We start from the raw sequence: 17768 nt of genomic DNA, 5'->3' as shown, positions 1-17768 counted from the left end.
GCTGCGCGTGCGTCGTGATGTGAGCACACGCCAACTTTCTGCGATAGCGCCGAACCCCTGACTTGACTCAATACCGCAACAATCAACGAGGGAATCGCCCGTCGCGGTGCGGCATTGTTGTCTATTTACCTATTATACGGTTTTATCGGGACACGTTTGTAATGTGCGCCAGACGCCGCCCGGCGAAGCGGGCCGCTGCGGCATCACCGCGTACGCAAGGGTGTCACTGTGGCCCTTCGCTACGCGGAAACGGCCATGCACTGCCTTGGCCATTCGCATGCTGCGAGCCATTTGCGCCGTGCGCCGTGTCTGGCGCGGACGGGCCAGCGCTTGCCGCGCTCGCGCCGCCGGTCGTCACCGCGCCGCCCTCGCCCTCCCAGCGGCTCAGATCACGCGCCGTCGGAATTTGTGTGGCACGGTTTCGCTGTACGTAGCGTAGAGCCAGCAACCCGCCGAGGGCCATCAGCGCGCCGAAGATGCCAATTTTAGGTCGTCCCATCGTGAACTCCTGGTTATCGTCTAGGGGATCCGCATCGAACGCGGCGCGTCAGCGCGCGGCGAGGACGCCAAGCAGAAAACCCGCGCCCGCGGCCATGCCAAGCGAGCGCCATGGGTTGTGCCGCACGTATCGCTCGGCACTGACGGCTGCGGCACGGTAGCGGTGCCGGGCGTTCCGCTGCGCATCACCGAGCGCCGCCTGCAGCGTCTCGACATGCGCCGTCAGGCGTTCGCGCAGCGCATCGACGCCCTCGCCCGGTACATCTGCGGCAAGCCGCAGCATCTCTTCCGAATCCGTCAGCAACACTCTCAGATCTTCGACAATCTTCTGGCCGCCGAGTGCGAGCTGTTGCGTGGTGTCACTCATTATTTGCTCCTATGTCTGAATCCGGCGTCTGCGTCCCACTTCCGTCCTGATTGCTGCGCGTGGCGACAAATCGAGGAACCGAAGGAACCGCAGGAATCGCAGCCGACGCCGGCGCGCCCAGCGCAGCCTCAAGCCGCCCAAAAGCGCACGCATGCCGAATCCATGCCGCAAACGCCGTGCCCGGTAAATTTGCCACGCTTGTTCGATAGCAACCCCGGTTCAGGCACTTTCGACCGGACGCGCGGCGGACTATTTCTCCACCCGTCACATGGATTGCCGGAAGCAGCTTCAAAGTGGTTAAATCGAATTCTTGTGAGATAGTGAGTGAACTGGTCCATCTTGCTCCGAGGACTTGAAGGCCTGCGCGCCGCAACACCAAACCCCATTTGCACAGGACTCCCCCGTTTATGGCGTCAATCGACCTGGACCCGCCCGCCGTCTCCGCCGCACAGACGAAGCAGCGCGTCGCGGACGGCATCGCGGGACTGAAATCGTACGGGCTACTGTACGGCTCGTCGCCGGTGATGCTCGATTTGTATGAGCAGATCGAACGCGTCGCCGGCACCGACGCGACCGCGCTGATCATCGGCGAATCTGGCACCGGCAAGGAACTGATTGCCCGCACGATTCACGATCACAGCAGCCGCAAGGATGCCCCGTTTATCGCCGTGAACTGCGGCGCAATTCCCGACGAACTCATCGAAGCCGAATTGTTCGGCCACGAAAAAGGCAGCTTCACGGGTGCCGTGCAAGGCCGCATCGGCTACTTCGAACATGCGAACGGCGGCACGCTGTTCCTCGACGAAATCACTGAAATGGCGCCAGTGCGCCAGGTCAAACTTTTGCGCGCGCTCGAGACCGGCACCTTCTTCAGGGTGGGCGGCAACGAGCTGATTCATGGCGACGTGCGCGTGATCGCCGCGACCAATCGCGACCCCGCGATCGCCGTGAAGGAACACGGTCTGCGCGAAGACCTGATGTACCGGCTCGCGGTTTTTCCGTTGCGCGCGCCACCGTTGCGCGAGCGCGAGGGTGATCGCGAACTGCTCGCCCAACACTTTCTCGCCTTGCTGAATCAGCAGGAAAACGCGAGCAAGAGCTTCAGCAAACGGTCGATCGAAACACTGCGGACCTGGTCGTGGCCGGGCAACGTGCGCGAGTTGAAGAACGCGGTGTATCGCGCGTTCATTCTCGCGGAGAAAACGGTTGAACTGCCGCATCCGCATCTCGCATCGCGCGTGAAAAAACCCGTGACCCAGGGCGACGCGATGAGCGTGTGGATCGGCACTCCGCTCGCCGATGCGCAAAAGCAGATCATTCTCGGCACGCTCAAATACTGCGGTGGCGACAAGCGGCGCGCGGCCAAAGCACTCGGCGTCAGCCTGAAAACGCTGTACAACCGCTTGAGCGTATACGGCGGCGACGAAGGCGCGGAAGAAGAAAGCGAAACCTAAGCCGTACCAGGCGCTCACGCGATTCGTTCGCGTGGGCAGGTATTTTCTGCATACCGACCGCCAGCTTTTTCAGTCACCTGCTACGCGCGTTGCGCAGGCCACCTTCGCTGAAACAGCCATTTTTTGCGCATCGCTCATCTCACAATTAATCCCTTCGCACCACCAATCAAAATCGGCTTCTGCTCACCAGAAACCGATTCGACTCGCACTATCTTTTGCAATTGCTTGCACTTTCCCACTGCCAATTACAAATGGCATCCTGCAAAATGCGGCAGCGCATAGTGCAACGATGAGAAAGGCGTGCCTTTCGCTCACACACCGTTCACAAATGTGAAGCACGCAAATAAACCATGCGTGAGCGAAGGCACTTGCAGGAGCAGAGACAGGGAAATGCAAAAAAGTATGGTGTGGGCCGAAGGGGCAAAACAAACAACTACGGCGTCTAAAGCCGCTAAATGCGGACGTCCGAATGCAACGGCGCTCGTCGCATTAGCGGTGGCGATTACGTCGGCGTTGAGCGGGTGCAGTTCGCTCTATACGGAAGGCGCCACCGCCGGCGCAGGTGTTGCAGGCGCCGCGCTCGCGGCCAAAGTCACCAACAACGCGGCGGTCGCTACCGGCATCGGTCTAGGCGCGGTAGCCGCGGCGCGCGCCGGCGTGCAGTACTCGGAGCGCGTGGTCCACAAGAATACGCAGGACGGTATCGCCAAAATCGCCGGACCGCTCGAGGTCGGCGCGATTGCGCCTTGGAGCGTGACGCATTCGATGCCGATCGAAGACGACGAACACGGCCGCGTCACCGTAAGCCGAATAATCAGCGCCGGTGCGCTCGACTGCAAGGAAATCGTCTTCTCGGTCGATCAGATCGCTACCCAGAATGTGCCGGCTAGCAGCGCGTTCTACGTCGCCTCGATCTGCCGCGACGGCGACAACTGGAAATGGGCGTCGGCCGAACCCGCCACCGAACGCTGGGGCGCGCTGCAATGAGGGCGCTGTGGCTTCAATCTCCCCGCAATGGGCGCGCGCTACCTGAACGACGTTCCAGCCACGCCAAGCGCGACGCGCTGGCTCCGCGCACGCGTGCGGTGGCGCTTTCCGGCAACCGGCTGCGGCTCGCGCTCGCGGGAGCCATCTGCGTCGGCGCGAGTCTGCTGACGAGCGGCTGCTCGTCGGTTGGCGCGGCGAGCGGCGCCGCGGCCGGTGTGGCGTCAGGTCTCGTGACCGCCAACCCGGCAGTCGGCATCGGCGTCGGTATTGCCGTGCAGGCCGCGACGGATGAGGCCGTCAATCGCTACATGCGCACCATGCACACCGATCAGCAGAACATGATTGCCGCGTTGGCGGGGGCGATGCCGGTCGGCGAGACGCGGCTTTGGGCAGTCAAGCACTCGCTGCCGATCGAGAACGGCCATGGCCAGGTGCGCGTGACGCGGGCGTTCAGCTCGGCGCTCGCGCTGTGCAAGGAGTTCGTGTTCTCGGTGCAGGACGGCGACGGCCCGAACGCGCACGAAGACTGGTATACGGCCAGCGCGTGCCGCCAGGACAAGGGCTGGAAGTGGGCATCGGCGGAACCGGCCGTCGAGCGCTGGGGCAATCTGCAATAAAAAAAGCGGCGGGGTCTCCCCCGCCGCTTTTTTGTCTTGGGCGTCTTAATCAACCCGACTGGATTTAAGACTCCACGTCTTCCAGACTGAAAATTTCCGTCTGGTCGTTATACGAGAAGATCTCGCCATAACGGCCCCAGTTGATCACTGCGTCGAGCGTCTCTTCCGCGGCGCTGTCCGACAGAAAATCCTCCAGCTCCTGCTCGAAGCGCACACGCGGCGCGCGATGCCCCGGCCGTTCGTTCAACACCTTCTTGATCCGCGCGGCGAGCGGCACGTGGCGCAGCAGGTGTTCGGCGAACATCATCTTGCGTTCCTGCGTGCCGAATTCCGCGAACACACGCGCCGGCGGCGTCAGGAAAATATCGCCTTCACGCACATCGGCGAAGCCCAGGTGTTGCAGCACTTCGGCAACCGGGAACAGATCGTCCACCTCCAGATGCAGCGAGCGGGCGATTTCCGGCATGTCGGCGCGGCCGTGGTACGGCGCGGCGGCCAGCGTTTCGATCAGACCGGCCATCAGGTTGGTCGACACGTGCGGCAGCCAGCTACCGAGTTCGAGCCCCTTCCTCGTCGCTTCGTCGGTCTGGCGTGCGGTCATCTTGGCGTAGATGTCGTCGACCAGACGGCGGAACGCCGGATCCAGCCGGTTACGCGGATGCTTGAACGGCACCTTGATCTCGGCGATCACGCGGCCCGGGTTCGACGACAGCACCAGAATGCGGTCGCACATAAACACCGCTTCCTCGATGTTGTGCGTGACGATCAGCACCGATTTGATCGGCATGCGGCCTTGCGTCCACAGATCGAGCAGGTCGGTACGCAAGGTTTCGGCGGTCAGCACGTCGAGGGCGGAAAACGGCTCGTCCATCAGCAGCAGCGTCGGATCGACCACCAGCGCGCGCGCAAAACCAACGCGCTGGCGCATGCCGCCCGACAATTCGCGCGGATACGCGTTTTCAAAACCGTCGAGACCGATCAGGTCGATCGCGGCCAGTGCGCGCTCGCGCCGCTCGCGCGCGCCCACGCCTTGCGCTTCGAGGCCCGCTTCCACGTTCTGCAGCACGGTCAGCCACGGGAACAGCGCGAAGGTCTGGAACACCATCGCGACACCCTTGGCCGGACCTTCGAGCGGCTTGCCGAGGTACGTCACTTCGCCGTCGGTCGGTTCGATCAGGCCGGCAATGATACGCAGCAGGGTCGACTTGCCCGAGCCCGAACGGCCCAGCATGCCGACGATCTCACCTTCGCGCAGCGACAGGTTCACATCGTCGAGGACAAGCAGCTCGCCTTGGGTCTTGTTGAACCCGCGGCACACGTCCTTGACGCACAGAATTTCCTCACCCAGGCGCGGAGGCTTCGGCGGCATCTGGACCGGCGCGGCGGTTACGGCAGCTTTAGGATTTTGCATCGCGGTTTGCCTTAAATTTACTGTCAATCGAGCCGAAGCTTGGACTCGGCATAGGCGTACATTGGACGCCACAGCAGGCGGTTAAACAAGGTCACAAAGAGGGACATCACGGCAATACCGAGAATGATTTTCGGGAAGTCGCCCAACGCGGTGTTCTGCGCGATGTAAGCACCCAGACCGTGCGCGGCGAGTTTGGTGTCGCCCCACTGAACGAACTCGGAGACGATACTCGCGTTCCACGCGCCACCGGATGCGGTAATCGCCCCCGTCACGTAGTACGGGAAGATACCGGGCAGCATCACCTTGCGCCACCACTGCCAGCCGCGAATACCGAAGTTGGTGGCCGCCTCGCGATAATCGTTCGGGTAGGAGCTGGCCCCCGCAATCACGTTAAAGAGGATATACCACTGGGTGCCGAGCACGATCAGCGGCGACAGCCAGATGTCAGGATTCAGGTGAAAACGCACGATCACGATCACGAAGACCGGGAACAGCAGGTTCGCCGGGAACGCGGCCAGAAACTGCGCGAGCGGCTGGATCTTCTCGGCGAGCGCCGGACGCAGCCCGATCAGCACGCCGAGCGGCACCCAGATCACCGACGAGAGCGCGATCAGCAGCGCCACCCGCAGCAGCGTGATGAGCCCCAGCACCAGCACGTGCCCCACTTCGTCGAGCGTCACGCCGGTGCGCACATACGCCACCACGCGATAAACGACATATACCGTCAGGAGGATCACCAGAATCCCCCACACGATGTCGCCCACGCGCGACGATTTCTGGCGCTGCGGAATCGCGAAGCGGACACGGTCGAATGCCGGCAGGCGCATCGGCACCCGCGCGGCGTTCGCGAACACCCACCCCATCGGCACGAGCAGGCGGTGAATCAGACGGGTACGGCGGATCAGGTCGAGCAGCCAGGATTCCGGGGCATTGCCGGAACTGGTCGTTTCCATGCGGAACTTATCGGCCCAGGCGACGAGCGGGCGGAACAGGAACTGGTCGTAGGCCAGAATCACGACCGTCATCGCCAGAATCACCCAGCCGACCGCGTGCAGGTTCTTGTCCGAGATCGCCTGCGCCAGATACGCGCCGATCCCAGGCAACGTGATCGTGTTGTTGCCTACGGTGATGGCCTCGGAGGCCACCACGAAGAACCAGCCGCCCGACATCGACATCATCATGTTCCAGATGAGGCCGGGCATCGAGAACGGCACTTCCAGCTTCCAGAAGCGCTGCCAGCCCGTCAGATGAAACCCCCGCGACACTTCATCCAGATCGCGCGGCACCGAGCGCAGCGACTGATAGAAGCTGAAGGTCATATTCCATGCCTGGCTCGTGAAAATGGCGAAGATCGCGGCGAGTTCGGCGCCCAGCACGCGCCCCGGGAACAGCGCGAGGAAGAACGTGACCGTGAATGAAATGTAGCCGAGCACCGGCACCGACTGCAGGATGTCGAGAATCGGCACCAGCACGAGGCCCGCGCGGCGGCTCTTCGCGGCGAGCGTGCCGTAGACCAGCGTGAAGGTAAGCGATGCCACCATCGCCGCCAGCATGCGCAGCGTCGTGCGCATGGCGTATTCGGGCAGGCTCGACGGGTCGAGTGAGATGACCTGGGTTTTCAGCGTCGACATCGGCGCCAGCGTCTGATGAAAACCGATCGCGGCCATCGCGATGACGCAGATGATCAACGGGAAGGCGACGAAATCCCAGCCGTTAGGCAGTAATCGCCACGCTGAAGCATTGGCGGTGCGTTTCAGGTCGAAACTGAAGTCCATCAGGCGCCCTCCTCGTTATTACAGATGTTCGAATGGACAAAGGAGGCCGCAGATTCGGCGCGGCAGTCTGAAGATTGGTCCGGAAAGCGGAAATCAGGCATGGCAAAACGCGTAGGCGCGGTAAATCGTTAGCGTTGGAGACACATAGACCGGTGCGGACGTGTCCTTGGGCGAGCTGCCCAGGACCGGTGCCACGAAGCCGGATTCCTCTGTCGCCGCGGGCGCCGCCCTAAGGCTGGCGGGCTTTCCTTCTTTTGGACGGCACGACACTACACCATCCTATGTTTCAGGCACAACCTTTCGCGCCAAATACCGGCAAACCACAGCGTACGCCGCAACGACGGCCTTCAAACGGCCTTCATCCGGCGTCGATCCGGCGCGATACAGCACGGTATTTACCGACGTGCGCCAGCCATTTTCCCGGCAATCGCGAGCGCGGCCCGAAATGCATTTCAAACATCCGGAAAAAGCCCGCGCGGCCATTCAGAAAGCCGACACGCTGCCGTTAAGGCCCTGATGAGCGACGCGGACACACTTCGCATTCCCGCAATAACAGTGGCGTCAGGCCCCATGACGGTTAAAATCAAAAAACGACACGCTGTGTACGGTGATACCGGCACACGGCACGGTCCACACCGAGGCCGGATCGCCAGCCGCTTCCATAAGGGCGTCACAACTGGGCGAAAACAACCGGGCAAAACGGCGCCACCGCGCTGCCACGAATGAGCTAGTTGCATGTCACAGCCAGACGGAACAGAGGGTCGATGAACAGGACAACCTTGCGCCAGGCAGCCGGACCGATCAGCTTCGCGCTGATCGTGCTCGTTTGCTGGTTCGTGGCCGGCATGGTCGCGGACCGGATGGTACAGCAAGAGCTGGACGCGGCCATGCGTACACAGCGCCAGATGTCCACGTCGATCGTCGACAACATGGCCGAGGTGATTGCCAGCGACCTCTCGATGTCCCGGGCTATCCCCGCCACCATGGCCGAAATGAACGTAGTCCAGCGCGCGCTGGTGCAATCCCAGAATTATGCCGCGAACGGCGAAGCGACGGAACCCGCCCTGCGCGCCGCGTTGTTAAAGGACCCGCAGTTGCTCGCCGTGAGCAGCTTCCTGCATGACGCGCAAGGCTTCTCCGGGCTCGATCAGATCTGGCTCGTCAACACCAACGGCACCTGCGTCGCGTCGAGCAACTCCATCAATAACCCGCTCGCCGCGGAACGCTCCTTCGTCGGCGTCGACATGCGCACCCGCAGCTATCTGACCAATGCCCTGCTCGGCGCGTTTTCGGAAGCTTATGGCGTGGGCCGCTCGAGCGGCGAACCGGGCATCTTCATCGCAGCGCCGGTTTATACCGACGGCCTGCTGGTCGGCGCCGTTGTGGCCAAAGTGGGGATCGCGCGGCTGCGCCACTGGGTCGCCCATACCGGCACCTTCGTGGCCGACGAGCACGGCGTCATCATCATGGCGCACAACAGCGACCTTGAAGGCCATGCCCTGCCAGATTCTCGCGTCACGCAGATGAGCGCCGCCGAGCGCAGGGTCATCTACCGCCGCGACATCCTCCCCGACATCCGGATTCAGGTCGACGCACAAGTGCGCGAGCAGGCGCCCTGGGTACCCGCAACCATCGCCAGCCAGTTGTTCGGCATGAGCGCGCAGCAAACGCCTGCGTTGTATCAGACACGTGGCGGCCTGAACTCGGGTCTATCGGCGCATCTGGTCGACCCGCTTGCGGCGTGGCCCGAATTGCTGCGCAATCACACGCGCGATCATCTGCTAGTGTTTCTGACGCTGGCCGGCACGGTCGCGCTCGCGTGGGTGATCACCGTGTCGTACGTGCGGGAGCGGCGCCATCATCGCGCCACCCGCGATCTTGCCGAGCAACTGCAATCGGCCAACACCCTGCTCTCGGCCGAAGCGCGCCACGACGCGCTGACCGGCGCGCTGTCGCGGCGCTACTTCCTCGACCTGCTGCGTCATGAGATAGAGCGCGCGCATGCGGACAATCAGCCGCTGTGCGTGGCGATCGCCGATCTCGATCACTTCAAGCAGATCAACGACCGCTTCGGCCACGCCGCGGGCGACCGCGCGCTCGAGCATTTCGTCGATACCTGCCGGGCTGAGTTGCGCGGCACCGATGCGATCGGCCGCCTGGGCGGCGAAGAGTTTGGCTTGCTGCTGCCCGCCACAAATCTGGAGGGCGGCCGCGAAGTGGTCGAACGCTTGCGTCTGCGTCTCAAGGCGGTTCCTTCGCCGAAGCTGCCGCCTTCGGTGGGTTTGAGCGTGAGCATCGGCATCACCGAACTCTCCGCCGACGATCTGCCCGAGCGCATCATGAGCCGCGCCGACATGGCGCTTTACGCAGCGAAGACGGGTGGGCGCGACCGCACCGAAGCGCTTCCGCCCGACGACACCGCACCGCCCGCGCGCACGGTGGCCAACGCCTGGTAGCGCCTGGTAACGTTTGCTCTCACGGGTAATGCGCCGGTCCGTGCCGGATTGCAGTTCGCGCCGCCGCGCCTGTCATGCCACTGGCACCCCGAGGAACGCGGCAACTGACGCAAAGCAAATCCCTTCTCCGGAAGTTCCGTGAGGATGCAGGTATCATCAACCCTGACATTGAGGTTGCCGCTACCGCTCTAACGGGAGATTCGCATGAAGGGAAATTTGGTCATCGTCTGTCGCGATCAGGATGCCGACGCATTCGACCATTTGCTGGCCGAATATGGCGCGTTCCAGACACGCCTGTCGTCGACCGCGTGGTATCTGAAACTGGATGTCGCGCCGGAATTGATTCAGGAAGAAATACTCGCGCGTCTCGGCAAGTACACCACGCACTATATTTTCGAAGCCGAAACGGTCACGTGGAATACGGTGGATAGCGACGCGGCGAATGCGTTGAACACGCTGTTTTCAGACTAGCGCAACGGCTGCCGGACGCGCGTTCCGGCATGAACACAGCGGGGCAGACGCCTGCCGCCCTTGCCCCGCCTCAACCTACCAGACGCTTTCCGAGGCCGCCATAACACGCGGCACTACCTCGAACGGAAAGCTCATCAAGACCCGCAAGCCACGGCCTTCGTGGTTGCCGATTTCCCACTCCCCGCCCGCACGCCGCACCAGACGCTCGACGATCGCGAGCCCCAATCCGCTATGACCATTGCCGCCGCGTGCCGGGTCGAGCCGGACGAACGGCCGGCTGGCATTGATCAGGTCCTGCGCGGCGATACCGCTGCCGTTGTCGCTCACCGACAGCGTGAAACCTTGCGCCGTGCGCGCCGTGGCGACAACGATCGGCGGCGCGCCGTAGGCGTGGGCGTTGTCCAGCAGGTTCGAGAGGATCCGGTCGAGCGTCGCCGCCGGCAGCAGGAAACCGGGGCCCGCGTTGAGTTCGGTTCGCACCGTGGGCGCGCCGGCCGCGACCGCACGGTAACTGCGGACCACGCGTTCGCACTGCGCGTCCACTTCGACCGCTTCGCTGCGGTCGGCGCCGTCGTGGGCAAACACCAGAAACTGTTCGACGATGTGCGTCATTGAATCGACGTCGCGCACGACGCCGTCACGCATTTTCACTTCTTCCATCATTTCGGCACGCAGCCGCAAGCGCGCCAGCGGCGTTTTCAGATCGTGCGCGACGCCGGCCAGCATTACGGCGCGGTCGTTTTCAGTACGCGCCACTTCCTGAACCATCTGGTTGAAGCCGTGCGTCAACTGCCGCAATTCGCGCGGCCCGCGCTCGGGCACCGGCGGCACCGGCAAACCCCGCCCGAAGCGCGCCACCGCCTGGGCAAGCGAGCGCAATGGCTGCTGCAGCGCCCATGCGGCAAAAAGCGCTGCCATCACCGCAAACGAGAAAATGATCGCGAGCCACAGCACCGTGCGATCGAGCGAGCGCGGCGGCCGCAATGGCTGCACCGGCACGACGATCCAGCTGTGATCCGTGGTGGCGCGCACCCATAGCGTGGGCGGCCGGCCTGGCTGGCCGATCCGCACGAGGGTGCCGGCCGGCATGCGATCGCGTACGTCTTCGACGAAACGTTCGAGCGGCTCCGGCAACGTGCCGATATCCGGCGGCACGTCGGGGCTCGCCGGATCGACCAGCCGTACGCGCGACGGCAAGGGCTGGTCCGGTGTGCGGGCAACGTGCTGACGCACCGCGTCCACGAGGAAGGTGGCTTCCTCGACGGCGTAGCGGGTTTGCAATTGGCTGCGCTCGAGCCGCATCAGCGCGTACCACGCGAAATGCGACAGGAGCAGCACCGCAATGACTAGCAGTGCGAGGCGGCCAAACAGTGAATCAATGGGCCGACGCATGTTGTTCGCCGTCCGGCACGAACACGTAGCCGCGCCCGCGCACCGTTTGAATGAAACGCGGCGTGGACGGGTCGGTTTCGAGAATGCGACGCAAACGCCACACCTGTACGTCGATGCCGCGATCGGTGCCGTCGTATTCCGGGCCATGCAGCAGTTCGAGCAGGCGCTCACGGGTGAGCGTGCGCATGGGGTGATTGACAAAAATCTTCAGAAGGGCGAATTCGCTGCCCGACAGCGTGAGCGGCTTGTCTTCGTGATGCAGCGTGCGCGACTGGAAATCGAGCGTGAAGCGGCCGAAGTTGAACGGCTCGCGCTGCTCCGGCGCCGCCGCCGACGGCAGCGTGCGGCGCCGCCGCAGCACCGCCTGCACGCGCGCCAACAGCTCGCGCGGATTGAACGGCTTGCCGAGATAGTCGTCGGCGCCGAGCTCCAGCCCAACGATGCGGTCGACGTCATCAGCACGCGCGGTGAGCATGATCACAGGAATGTCGTCGCCCGACGCGCGCAGCTTGCGCAGCGCGGTCAGCCCGTCGACACCCGGCATCATCAGATCGAGCACGATCAGATCGGGACGCTCGCGTTCGAGCCTGCGCTCGAGCGTGCCCGCGTCGTGCAGCACCGAGACTTCGATGCCCTGACGGGCCAGATAGTCGCGCAGCAGATCGCGCAATTCGACGTCGTCGTCAACAACAAGTATTTGAGTAGCCATGGGATGAAGTTTAACGCGCGGCAGGAGGGGTTTTCGATTTCAGACGGCCCGCAAGGGTTACCGGGTGTTACGGTGAAAGGCACACGTAATGACCCGTAATAGCCACATCCGTCGGCGTAACACAGCGTTGGACCCGTTTCTCTACGCTGTGTCTTACCGAATGCAGGCCGTCCTCTATCACCGGTTGCATCGTCGGCTATTCCATTACAAGGAGCCTTACATGTCCACCAAAAAAATCTCGCGCGTTCTCGCCGTTGCCGCAACCGCCCTTGCCATCGGCGCGGGCGCTGCCTATGCCGCACAACCCGCCGGTCAAGGCGGCCCCGGCGGCTGGCATGGCCACTTCATGAAGGAACTGACGCAACTGCACGACCAGCTGAAGCTGAACGCGGATCAGGAAAAGCAATGGCAGGCCGCGCTCGACACCATGAAGCAGAATCATGAGGCCATGCGCGCCAACCATGAACAGATCAGGAACCAGATGAAGGCCGCACAGCAGCAGCCGATCCTGGATCTGAACGCCATGGCGGCCGCGCACCAGCAAGTCGAGCAAAAAGACGCACAACTGCGTCAACAAACCACGAATGCGTGGCTCACTTTCTACAACGGCTTGAACGACCAGCAGAAAACTACGGTCAGCACGGCGCTAAAGCAGCGTTTTGCGAAGATGGAAGCCCGTCACGAGAAGATGCGCGAGCGCTGGCAGCATCATAAGGGCGCGGCGTCGGCGCCGGCTGCCAATCAGTAAGCGGTATCGGTAAGCGGTATGACCCAGGCGGAAGGCAGCTTGCGCAGCCGCCTTCCAGAAACAGAAACGCCACGGAAGCTTTTCCGTGGCGTTTCTGTTTGCGTCCAGACAGCCCTTCAGCCCGAAGACACGCGTTGCGCCCGCAACCGGCAATCGCTAACCCTCTGCCAACCATTGCTCAACCATCGGCCAACGAATCAACAGCAGGCAACGGCTGCTTATCCGTTGAGCGGACCCAGATCGAACAGCAGGACTTCGGCGTTCTCGCCCTTCTCGAGCGTCACCGTATCGGTCCCGCTGAGCTTGGCGGCATCGCCGGCTTTAAGCGCTTCGCCATTCACGGTCAGCGCGCCGCGCGCCACGTGCACATAGGCGATGCGCCCTTCCGGCAACGCGAACGCAGCCTGCTCGGCGCCGTCGAGCAACGCCGCGTAGATCGACGCGTCCGCGTGAATCGTGACGGAACCGTCCCGGCCGTCGGGCGAAGCGATCACCCGCAGACGCCCGCGCTTGTCGGCATCGTCGAAGCGTTTTTCCTCGTAGCCGGGCTGGTCGCCCGCGCGTTGCGGGATCACCCAGATCTGCAACAGGTGCGCCTCGTCGTCCTGCGATGCATTGAATTCGCTGTGCATCACCCCCGTACCTGCGCTCATCCGCTGCACGTCGCCGGGACGGATGGTCGAGCCGTTGCCCATGCTGTCGCGGTGTGCAAGCGCGCCTTCGAGTACATAGGTGACGATTTCCATGTCGCGATGGCCGTGCGTGCCGAAGCCCTGCCCACCGGCGATACGGTCTTCGTTGATCACCCGCAGCGGTCCGAAATGCACGTGTTGCGGGTCGCGGTAATCGGCAAACGAGAAGCTGTGATACGAGTCGAGCCAGCCGTGATTGGCATGGCCGCGTTCGTCGGAACGGCGGATCTCGATCATGAAAGTCTCCAGTAACTAAATAACGATGCGCAGAATGTATGGGCGCGCGGCCCGCTAAACAATCGGCAACGGCGCACCGGATCGTTCCATAAATCCACGCAATCACGCGCCGGCGGGGCGCTGGGCGCGGCCAGCCCGGCTACCGGCGCCCAGCCACGGCATTGCGGCCGCGTTGTTGGCCGCTTTGTCGGCGGTCGAGCGAACGAGTATGGACAAACACAGCCGGAGCGCGGTCCGGCACCGTCGCAAATCCACAACGCATGCGCCCGGCCATCGGCCATCGACGGCGTCCCAAACTGGCGCCCCGTCCCTGTTCGGGTAAAATACCGCCCTTTTCAAGACGCGTGGGTGCCGAAGGCACGCCGACGGGCCCGACAGCCGGGCCGCCACGGCACAGCCACGGGGTTCGCCCGCTCACCGATTTCGCTCGATACGTCGAGAAGACGGGCGCGAAAGCGGGCGAAATCCAGACGCGGCGCGACAATTTTGACCGCCTAGAATAGCGACGGCCGGCCACGAGCCGGCGGTCGTCGAGATCGGCACACCACGACGATCAGTTTGATCCAGGAGAAACATGAAGAAGGCCGCACTGTGCGTGGCGCTTGCCGTCATGGCCACCGGCGCGATGGCGAAAGAATGGAAAACCGTGCGCATCGGGGTGGACGCCAGCTACCCGCCGTTCGAATCGAAGGCGGCCAGCGGCCAGGTTGTCGGCTTCGACGTCGATTTGACGAAAGCGCTGTGCGCGAAGATGAACGTCAAATGCGTGTGGGTCGAACAGGACCTGGACGGGATCATCCCGGCCTTGAAGGGCAAGAAGTTCGACGCGATCGTGTCGTCGCTGACCGTCACGGACAAGCGCCGCGAGCAGATCGATTTCTCCGACAAACTGTTCGAAGCGCCGGCCCGCATGATCGCCAAAGCCGGCTCGCCGCTCCTGCCCACGGCTGAATCGCTGAAGGGCAAGCACGTCGGGGTCGAGCAGGGCTCGACTCAGGAGACCTACGCCAAGGCGTACTGGGAGCCGAAAGGCGTGACCGTGGTGTCCTACCAGAATCAGGATCAGGTGTACGCCGACATCGCCTCGGGTCGTCTCGACGCCGCGCTGCAGGATGAATTGCAAGCCGACGCCGGGTTCCTGAAGACGCCGCGCGGTAAGGGCTTCGGCTGGGCCGGCCCGGAAGTGAAAGACCCGAAGACACTCGGAGACGGCACGGCCATCGGCCTGCGCAAGGACGACGTCGAGCTGAAAGCGATGTTCAACCAGGCGTTGGCGCAGGTGCATCAGGACGGCACGTTCAAAAAGCTCGAAAAGCAGTATTTCGACGTCGATATTTATCCTGGGCGTTGAACTTGACACTGAGCGGGTCACTGAGTTGACCGCTCACTCGGGGCTCGCCCGCATGGGCTTTCCCGAGGCTTCGTAATACAGTCGGCAACAGTTTCAAAAGCAGCTTCAACCCCGATTCAGAACCAGAGTCGGCAAGCGTATCGTCAAGGACCCCCTATGTTCCTTCAAGGCTACGGCCCGCTGCTTCTCAACGGCACCTGGCAAACCGTCAAACTGGCGGTGTTGTCGCTGGCGTTCGCTTTCGTGCTGGGCCTGCTCGGCGCGGCAGCCAAGCTGTCGAAGAACCGCGTGTCCTATGGCATCGGCACCGTCTACACCACGCTCGTGCGCGGCGTGCCCGACCTCGTGCTGATGTTGCTGCTGTTCTACAGCATCCAGATCTGGCTGAATAACCTGACCGACCTGCTGGGCTGGGATCAGATCGACATCGATCCGTTCGTGGCCGGCGTCGCGGTGCTGGGCTTCATCTACGGCGCGTACTTCACCGAAACCTTCCGCGGCGCCTTTCTCGCCGTGCCGCGCGGCCAGCTCGAAGCGGGCGCGGCCTACGGCATGACCAACTGGCAGGTGTTCTCGCGGGTCATGTTCCCGCAGATGATGCGCTTCGCGCTGCCCGGCATCGGCAACAACTGGCAGGTGATGGTGAAAGCCACGGCGCTGGTGTCGATCATCGGTCTCGCGGACGTGGTCAAAGCCTCGCAGGATGCGGGCAAAGGCACGTTGCGGTTCTTCTTCTTCACCCTGCTCGCCGGGGCGATCTATCTCGTCATCACCACAGTGTCCAACTTCGTGCTGATGTACCTGGAAAAGCGTTACTCGACTGGCGTACGAAAGGCGGATCTATGATCGAGATCATTCAGGAATACTGGCGCAATTACCTCTATACCGACGGCTACCGCCTGACGGGCGTCGCGATCACGCTGTGGCTGCTGGTGGTGTCGATCGGACTCGGCTTCTGCCTGTCGATTCCCCTCGCGGTTGCGCGTGTGTCGAAGAAGAAATGGCTCGCCGCGCTGGTGTGGCTGTATACCTACGTGTTCCGCGGCACGCCGCTCTACGTGCAGCTACTGCTCTGCTACACCGGCCTGTACAGCCTCGACATCATCCGCAACCACGAACTGACCAACGCGTTCTTCCGTGACGGCATGCATTGCACGCTGCTCGCGTTCACGCTGAACACCTGCGCGTACACCACCGAGATCTTCGCGGGCGCGATCAAGGCAACGCCGTATGGCGAGATCGAGGCGGCGCGCGCCTACGGCATGTCGTCGTTCACGCTGTACCGGCGGGTGATTCTGCCGTCGGCGCTGCGCCGCGCGTTGCCGTACTACAGCAACGAAGTGATCCTGATGCTGCACGCCACCACGGTTGCGTTCACCGCGACCGTGCCGGACATCCTCAAGATCGCGCGCGATGTGAACTCGGCGACCTATCAGTCGTTCAACGCGTTCGGCATCGCCGCCCTGCTTTATCTATGCATTTCGTTTGCGCTCGTGTGGCTGTTCCGCCGCGCCGAGCACCGCTGGCTCGCTTACCTGCGGCCGCAAGGCAAGTAATCAAGAAGAAGGGCACTGCGCCCCAGGCAAGCAAGCCCGCCAAGGAACCCGATGAACACCAGGAAGCAAAAGCTCTTCGTCGATGAGCTTCACAAACAGTACGGCGACAACGAAGTCCTCAAGGGCGTGTCGCTGAAGGCCAATGCCGGCGACGTGATCAGCGTGATCGGCTCGTCCGGTTCGGGCAAGAGCACGATGCTTCGCTGCATCAACTTTCTCGAGCAGCCGAACTCGGGGCGCATCTTTGTCGACGGCGAAGAAGTCCGCACGCAGATCGGCAAAGCCGGCGCGCTGCGCGTGTCCGATCCGAAGCAGTTGCAGCGCGTACGCACCAAGCTGTCGATGGTGTTCCAGCACTTCAATCTGTGGACCCATATGAACGTGCTCGAGAACATCATCGAGGCGCCGGTCAACGTGCTGGGTCTGAAGCGTAAGGAGGCCGAAGAGCGGGCACGCGAGTATCTGGAGAAAGTGGGCCTCGCGCCGCGTCTCGAGAAGCAGTACCCGTCGCATCTGTCAGGCGGCCAGCAACAACGCGTGGCAATCGCGCGCGCGCTGGCCATGCATCCGGACGTGATGCTGTTCGACGAGCCGACCTCCGCACTCGACCCCGAACTGGTCGGCGAAGTGCTCAAGGTCATGCAGACGCTCGCCGAAGAAGGCCGCACGATGATCGTCGTCACGCATGAAATGGCGTTCGCGCGCAACGTGTCGAATCACGTGATGTTCCTGCATCAAGGCCGCGTCGAGGAAGAAGGCCACCCGGACGAAGTCTTCAGGAATACAAAGAGCGAACGACTCAAGCAGTTCCTCTCCGGCAGCCTAAAATAAAGCTCAACTAAAGCGGTCATACAGCCCACTATCCGGGCTGTAGTCAAAGTAGCATTACAAGGCGCTTACGAGCGCCTTTTTTACTTCGCTCACCTGCCTATTCCGCCCATTCCGGCCGCCAAAACGGGCCAAACCTGGCCCGCAACACCCTCTTTTCGCTCTACTCTGACGCATTTGACGCGTCAATAGTGGCAATCCTTAACGTTCCCCGTCCCA

The 17768-nt window shown here is 62.8% G+C and carries 18 protein-coding genes; 11 read left to right on the top strand and 7 right to left on the bottom strand.

The features are described from left to right. Positions 1–223: 223 nt before the first annotated feature. Both HWX91_RS22295 and HWX91_RS22290 read right to left on the bottom strand, forming a co-directional pair. Positions 224–499 carry a hypothetical protein gene (locus tag HWX91_RS22295; RefSeq protein ID WP_028196811.1) on the bottom strand — a complete coding sequence of 92 codons (276 nt, stop codon included), beginning with the start codon at positions 497–499 and terminating at the stop codon, positions 224–226. Positions 500–547: 48 nt separating this feature from the next. Continuing rightward, entirely contained in the window at positions 548–865 is a 318-nt protein-coding gene (locus HWX91_RS22290; RefSeq protein ID WP_028196810.1) for an ElaB/YgaM/YqjD family protein, read from the bottom strand. Positions 866–1272: 407 nt separating this feature from the next. On the opposite strand from HWX91_RS22290, the gene HWX91_RS22285 reads away from it, so the two are divergent. The 3 genes from HWX91_RS22285 to HWX91_RS22275 all read left to right on the top strand — a co-directional run bounded on the left by HWX91_RS22285 (position 1273) and on the right by HWX91_RS22275 (position 3923). Further along, on the top strand, positions 1273–2319 hold the full coding sequence (locus HWX91_RS22285) for a sigma-54 interaction domain-containing protein (protein WP_028196809.1): 1047 nt from the start codon (positions 1273–1275) through the stop codon (positions 2317–2319). A 390-nt stretch (positions 2320–2709) separates the two neighbouring features. Continuing rightward, on the top strand, positions 2710–3306 hold the full coding sequence (locus HWX91_RS22280; protein WP_028196808.1) for a hypothetical protein: 597 nt from the start codon (positions 2710–2712) through the stop codon (positions 3304–3306). Beyond that, the gene (locus HWX91_RS22275) at positions 3303–3923 is read left to right on the top strand and encodes a hypothetical protein (RefSeq protein ID WP_244144120.1); all 621 of its coding nucleotides are present in this window, start codon (positions 3303–3305) and stop codon (positions 3921–3923) included. Before HWX91_RS22280 ends, HWX91_RS22275 begins: the two co-directional genes overlap by 4 nt. 64 nt (positions 3924–3987) lie before the next feature. On the opposite strand, the gene HWX91_RS22270 is transcribed toward HWX91_RS22275, so the two are convergent. Then, positions 3988–5334 carry an ABC transporter ATP-binding protein gene (locus tag HWX91_RS22270; protein WP_028196806.1) on the bottom strand — a complete coding sequence of 449 codons (1347 nt, stop codon included), beginning with the start codon at positions 5332–5334 and terminating at the stop codon, positions 3988–3990. 23 nt (positions 5335–5357) lie between these two features. After that, positions 5358–7109: an ABC transporter permease gene (locus HWX91_RS22265; RefSeq protein WP_028196805.1), complete on the bottom strand. Its 1752-nt coding sequence runs from the start codon at positions 7107–7109 to the stop codon at positions 5358–5360. Positions 7110–7275: 166 nt separating this feature from the next. Between HWX91_RS22265 and HWX91_RS22260 the strand changes: the two genes are divergently transcribed. From HWX91_RS22260 to HWX91_RS22250, 3 genes are all read left to right on the top strand, one after another. Continuing rightward, positions 7276–7626, top strand: coding sequence for a hypothetical protein (locus HWX91_RS22260; protein ID WP_127837898.1), 351 nt, complete (start codon positions 7276–7278; stop codon positions 7624–7626). A gap of 247 nt (positions 7627–7873) precedes the next feature. Further along, entirely contained in the window at positions 7874–9565 is a 1692-nt protein-coding gene (locus tag HWX91_RS22255; RefSeq protein WP_028196804.1) for a sensor domain-containing diguanylate cyclase, read from the top strand. Between the two features lie 204 nt (positions 9566–9769). Beyond that, positions 9770–10036 carry a double-stranded DNA-specific endonuclease gene (locus tag HWX91_RS22250; protein WP_007175813.1) on the top strand — a complete coding sequence of 89 codons (267 nt, stop codon included), beginning with the start codon at positions 9770–9772 and terminating at the stop codon, positions 10034–10036. Between the two features lie 75 nt (positions 10037–10111). Here HWX91_RS22250 and HWX91_RS22245 read toward each other — a convergent pair whose 3' ends face one another. Beyond that, the gene (locus tag HWX91_RS22245; protein WP_028196803.1) at positions 10112–11428 is read right to left on the bottom strand and encodes an ATP-binding protein; all 1317 of its coding nucleotides are present in this window, start codon (positions 11426–11428) and stop codon (positions 10112–10114) included. Continuing rightward, positions 11412–12137, bottom strand: coding sequence for a response regulator (locus tag HWX91_RS22240; RefSeq protein ID WP_028196802.1), 726 nt, complete (start codon positions 12135–12137; stop codon positions 11412–11414). The genes HWX91_RS22245 and HWX91_RS22240 overlap by 17 nt, the downstream gene beginning before the upstream one ends. Before the next feature lie 220 nt (positions 12138–12357). On the opposite strand from HWX91_RS22240, the gene HWX91_RS22235 reads away from it, so the two are divergent. After that, positions 12358–12885, top strand: coding sequence for a periplasmic heavy metal sensor (locus tag HWX91_RS22235; protein ID WP_028196801.1), 528 nt, complete (start codon positions 12358–12360; stop codon positions 12883–12885). A gap of 218 nt (positions 12886–13103) precedes the next feature. Here HWX91_RS22235 and HWX91_RS22230 read toward each other — a convergent pair whose 3' ends face one another. Beyond that, on the bottom strand, positions 13104–13814 hold the full coding sequence (locus HWX91_RS22230; RefSeq protein ID WP_028196800.1) for a pirin family protein: 711 nt from the start codon (positions 13812–13814) through the stop codon (positions 13104–13106). Positions 13815–14388: 574 nt separating this feature from the next. Here HWX91_RS22230 and HWX91_RS22225 point away from each other — a divergent pair. The 4 genes from HWX91_RS22225 to HWX91_RS22210 all read left to right on the top strand — a co-directional run bounded on the left by HWX91_RS22225 (position 14389) and on the right by HWX91_RS22210 (position 17552). After that, positions 14389–15165 carry an ABC transporter substrate-binding protein gene (locus HWX91_RS22225; protein WP_028196799.1) on the top strand — a complete coding sequence of 259 codons (777 nt, stop codon included), beginning with the start codon at positions 14389–14391 and terminating at the stop codon, positions 15163–15165. Positions 15166–15321: 156 nt separating this feature from the next. Further along, positions 15322–16011 (top strand): ABC transporter permease, encoded by a 690-nt coding sequence (locus HWX91_RS22220; RefSeq protein WP_028196798.1) that lies wholly within the window; start codon positions 15322–15324, stop codon positions 16009–16011. Then, a complete protein-coding gene (locus HWX91_RS22215) occupies positions 16008–16721 on the top strand; it encodes an ABC transporter permease (RefSeq protein WP_028196797.1) in 714 nt (237 codons plus the stop codon). Before HWX91_RS22220 ends, HWX91_RS22215 begins: the two co-directional genes overlap by 4 nt. Positions 16722–16772: 51 nt before the next feature. Next, a complete protein-coding gene (locus tag HWX91_RS22210) occupies positions 16773–17552 on the top strand; it encodes an ABC transporter ATP-binding protein (protein WP_028196796.1) in 780 nt (259 codons plus the stop codon). The last annotated feature ends 216 nt before the right edge of the window (positions 17553–17768 follow it).

The sequence above is a fragment of the Paraburkholderia fungorum genome (assembly GCF_902833645.1).
In the GTDB taxonomy this organism is placed as follows: Bacteria; Pseudomonadota; Gammaproteobacteria; order Burkholderiales; family Burkholderiaceae; genus Paraburkholderia; species Paraburkholderia fungorum.
The sequence above is the reverse complement of the archived record's forward strand: the minus strand, read 5'-3'. Positions and strand labels throughout refer to the sequence as shown.

Coding starts and splice junctions, on each gene's coding strand:
- HWX91_RS22295 (WP_028196811.1), bottom strand. CDS start 499: ATGGGACGACCTAAAATTGGCATCTTCGGCGCGCTGATGGCCCTCGGC.
- HWX91_RS22290 (WP_028196810.1), bottom strand. CDS start 865: ATGAGTGACACCACGCAACAGCTCGCACTCGGCGGCCAGAAGATTGTC.
- HWX91_RS22285 (WP_028196809.1), top strand. CDS start 1,273: ATGGCGTCAATCGACCTGGACCCGCCCGCCGTCTCCGCCGCACAGACG.
- HWX91_RS22280 (WP_028196808.1), top strand. CDS start 2,710: ATGCAAAAAAGTATGGTGTGGGCCGAAGGGGCAAAACAAACAACTACG.
- HWX91_RS22275 (WP_244144120.1), top strand. CDS start 3,303: ATGAGGGCGCTGTGGCTTCAATCTCCCCGCAATGGGCGCGCGCTACCT.
- HWX91_RS22270 (WP_028196806.1), bottom strand. CDS start 5,334: ATGCAAAATCCTAAAGCTGCCGTAACCGCCGCGCCGGTCCAGATGCCG.
- HWX91_RS22265 (WP_028196805.1), bottom strand. CDS start 7,109: ATGGACTTCAGTTTCGACCTGAAACGCACCGCCAATGCTTCAGCGTGG.
- HWX91_RS22255 (WP_028196804.1), top strand. CDS start 7,874: ATGAACAGGACAACCTTGCGCCAGGCAGCCGGACCGATCAGCTTCGCG.
- HWX91_RS22250 (WP_007175813.1), top strand. CDS start 9,770: ATGAAGGGAAATTTGGTCATCGTCTGTCGCGATCAGGATGCCGACGCA.
- HWX91_RS22245 (WP_028196803.1), bottom strand. CDS start 11,428: ATGCGTCGGCCCATTGATTCACTGTTTGGCCGCCTCGCACTGCTAGTC.
- HWX91_RS22240 (WP_028196802.1), bottom strand. CDS start 12,137: ATGGCTACTCAAATACTTGTTGTTGACGACGACGTCGAATTGCGCGAT.
- HWX91_RS22235 (WP_028196801.1), top strand. CDS start 12,358: ATGTCCACCAAAAAAATCTCGCGCGTTCTCGCCGTTGCCGCAACCGCC.
- HWX91_RS22230 (WP_028196800.1), bottom strand. CDS start 13,814: ATGATCGAGATCCGCCGTTCCGACGAACGCGGCCATGCCAATCACGGC.
- HWX91_RS22225 (WP_028196799.1), top strand. CDS start 14,389: ATGAAGAAGGCCGCACTGTGCGTGGCGCTTGCCGTCATGGCCACCGGC.
- HWX91_RS22220 (WP_028196798.1), top strand. CDS start 15,322: ATGTTCCTTCAAGGCTACGGCCCGCTGCTTCTCAACGGCACCTGGCAA.
- HWX91_RS22215 (WP_028196797.1), top strand. CDS start 16,008: ATGATCGAGATCATTCAGGAATACTGGCGCAATTACCTCTATACCGAC.
- HWX91_RS22210 (WP_028196796.1), top strand. CDS start 16,773: ATGAACACCAGGAAGCAAAAGCTCTTCGTCGATGAGCTTCACAAACAG.